General features: G+C 61.4%; 4 protein-coding genes. 3 read left to right on the top strand and 1 reads right to left on the bottom strand.

The features are described from left to right. Window positions 1-197, bottom strand: a 197-nt coding sequence (locus Q8K05_RS01470) for a Wzz/FepE/Etk N-terminal domain-containing protein (protein WP_305244776.1), incomplete at its 3' end; no start/stop codon positions are given. Window positions 198-380: 183 nt separating this feature from the next. Between Q8K05_RS01470 and Q8K05_RS01475 the strand changes: the two genes are divergently transcribed. From Q8K05_RS01475 to Q8K05_RS01485, 3 genes are all read left to right on the top strand, one after another. Next, a complete protein-coding gene (locus Q8K05_RS01475) occupies window positions 381-923 on the top strand; it encodes a phasin family protein (RefSeq protein WP_305244777.1) in 543 nt (180 codons plus the stop codon). 157 nt (window positions 924-1,080) lie between these two features. Beyond that, entirely contained in the window at window positions 1,081-1,752 is a 672-nt protein-coding gene (locus Q8K05_RS01480; RefSeq protein WP_305244778.1) for a TetR/AcrR family transcriptional regulator, read from the top strand. A gap of 57 nt (window positions 1,753-1,809) precedes the next feature. After that, a complete protein-coding gene (locus Q8K05_RS01485) occupies window positions 1,810-2,583 on the top strand; it encodes a hypothetical protein (protein WP_305244779.1) in 774 nt (257 codons plus the stop codon). Window positions 2,584-2,765 lie beyond the last annotated feature (182 nt).

Consider the following 2,765-nt stretch of genomic DNA (forward strand, 5'->3'; position numbering starts at 1 on the left):
GTGGCCTGCTCGGCCTGGAGCACGGCCACGCTCTGGAAGGTTTGCGGCAGCACGAAGCCCAAGGCCAGCGCGCACAGCCCCACCAACAGGGGCCCGATGATGAGCAGCCTGGCGTTTTCTGCCAGGGTGACCAGCAGGTCGAGCAGGCTGACTTCTTCTTCTGCTGTGGTGGGAAAAGGGCTTGGCGTGTCTTGCATTGATTTTTCCGCGGACGTGGTGAGCAACTGGTTATTTTACGTGGCGCCTGCGTGCATGCACTTACACATGTAAGCGCTGGCGGTCTAGAAGCCAACCCCTAAAAACCGCCGCCTGACGGGCTTACATTTTCAGTGTGCGCAGCAAACGGATTGCGCACACTTTCAATCTACCTGGAGTCACTCATGGTCAAGAAACTACAAAAAAACAGCGCTGATAAAAAAGCCAGCCCGGATCTGACCGGCGCCGTCAAGGACTCGGCCCAGCAAATCTGGCTGGCCGGACTGGGTGCCTTTTCAAAGGCGCAACAAGAAGGCGGCAAGGTGTTTGAAGCCCTGGTGAAGGAAGGCCTCACGATTCAGCGCAAGACGCAGTCGGTAGCCGAAGAAAAGATCTCTGACGCCACCCAAAAAATGACCCACATGGCCAGCGACATTCAATCCCGGGCGGGCTATCAGTGGGACAAGCTGGAAAACATTTTTGAAGAGCGCGTGGCCAAGGCACTGAACAAGCTCGGCGTGCCGTCTGCCCGGGACGTGGAAGCCCTGGTGGCGCGCATGGATGAACTCAACAAAAACATGGAAGCGCTGAACCCCAAAGCGCCGGCGGCCAGGAAAGCCGTGAAAGCGGCGGTCAAAACGGCGGCAAAACCTGCAGCATCCAAAGCAGATGGCAACGCAGCCAAGCCTGCGGCCACCAAGCGGCCTGCGGCACGCAAGCCGGTCTGACCGGACAAGGCGGGCCTCAGGCTATCAAAAAGGGACAGTCTGTCCCTTTTTTTGCTTTTGCAGGGCGCGGTCCCCGCTGCACCGTCATGAGATTCCCTGATTCCGCGCACAGCCGTGTTGGGTTAGAGTACGAAAAAACAAAATCCGGGAGACCGCCATGGCAAAAAAAGCGCCGCGCCGCACTGCAGAGCGGATTCTGGAGGCTGCGCTCGACCTTTTTAACCGCTTTGGCGAGCCCAATGTCTCGACCACGCTGATCTCCGCTGAACTCGGCATCAGCCCCGGCAACCTCTACTACCACTACCCGGCCAAAGACGAGCTGATCAATGCGCTGTTTGACCGCTACGAAAAAGCCCTGGGCGAGTTGCTCAACGCCAGCGATGGCGTGCGCAACGTTGAAGACGCCTGGTTTTTCATGCACTCGCTGTTTGAGCTGATCTGCCAATACCGCTTTCTGTACCGCGACCTGAACGACCTGCTGAGCAAAAACCGCCGGCTGGAAACCCACTTCCAATGGGTGCTTAAAAATAAGACGCGCGCCGTCAGGACCCTGCTGGACGGCATGAGCCACGCGGGCGCCATCCACATCGATGCGCGCGAAGTGCCAGCCACCGCCACCAGCATGGTGGTGGTGCTGACTTACTGGCTGAGCTTCGAATACGTGCGCGACCCGCGCAACGCGCTGGAGTCCGCCAACGCACAGGCGGCCTTGCTGCGGGGCGCGCACCATGTGCTGAACCTGCTGGTGCCGTATCTGGAGCCAGGCCAGCGCACGCATTTGCAGGCCCTGGTCAACGCTTACAGCAGTCCGGCCAACCACGCGGGCTGAACCCACAAAACGCGATACAAGCCATACCAAAACAAGACGAATCAAGGAGAAACCCCCATGGCCCAATGGACAGCTTTCCCCCACGCGGGCGACTATGCGTTTGATGCGGCCGCCGTGACAAAGCACTGGACCCGGCTGCACCGGGGCGACTGCGAAGCCCTGCCCCGGGACGCTGCCGTGCTGCAGGCCTGGGTGCTGTTTCATAACGGCGAGTTCGAGCAGGCGGCGCTGGTCGGCCTGCAGGCGGGTGGCGACGGCATCACGGCCGCCAACAAGGCCACCTGCATGTATGCCAACTACCTGGAACCCCACGAAAAAGCCAAGCTGGCGCTGTTCATGGACGTCGCCGGGCGCGCTGAAGCGCAGCAGGCGGTGGACCCGACCAACGCCAACGCCTGGTACTGGCAGGCCTACGCCCTGGGGCGCTACTGCCAGGGCATCAGCGTGGCCAAGGCGCTGGCGCAGGGCCAGGGAAGCAAAGTGAGGAACGCGCTGGAACGCACCCTCGCGCTGGCGCCCCTGCACGCAGATGCCCATGTCACGCTGGCGGCTTTTCATGCCGAAGTGATCGACAAGGTGGGCGCGCTGATTGGCGGCATGACCCATGGCGCCAAAAAGAACGTGGGCCTGGCGCTCTACAGGGAGGCGCTCAAGCTGAACCCCGGCTGCGCGATGGCCATGATGGAGTATGCCAACGGCCTGGTCATGCTCGAAGGCGACATCGCCACGGAAGAAGCGACCCGTCTTTACGAGCAGGCGGCCGCCAGCCAGGCGCTGGACGCCAGGGAGCGGCTGAATGTGGCCCTGGCCCTGGTTGAGTTGCAGGAATGAGCCGTAGGACCGGCGTTCTGCCTACTATTATTTCAATAGCAACTCAGGCCACCCATGCCCCCGAGTCCGCATGGCTCCTTCCCCCGCTGGGGGAAGGCGGGGATGGGGGCTAGCGGAAGTGGCCGGGCAGCCGCGGTTTGATTCGTGGAGGACTCTGGAAAGAGTAGTTGGGCTTGCGGCAT

Source organism: Polaromonas sp. (genome assembly GCF_030682935.1).
In the GTDB taxonomy this organism is placed as follows: Bacteria; Pseudomonadota; Gammaproteobacteria; order Burkholderiales; family Burkholderiaceae_C; genus Polaromonas.

Bases quoted from the DNA above. Each gene is read 5' to 3' on its own strand.
- Q8K05_RS01475 (WP_305244777.1), top strand. From the start codon at position 381: ATGGTCAAGAAACTACAAAAAAACAGCGCTGATAAAAAAGCCAGCCCG.
- Q8K05_RS01485 (WP_305244779.1), top strand. From the start codon at position 1,810: ATGGCCCAATGGACAGCTTTCCCCCACGCGGGCGACTATGCGTTTGAT.
- Q8K05_RS01480 (WP_305244778.1), top strand. From the start codon at position 1,081: ATGGCAAAAAAAGCGCCGCGCCGCACTGCAGAGCGGATTCTGGAGGCT.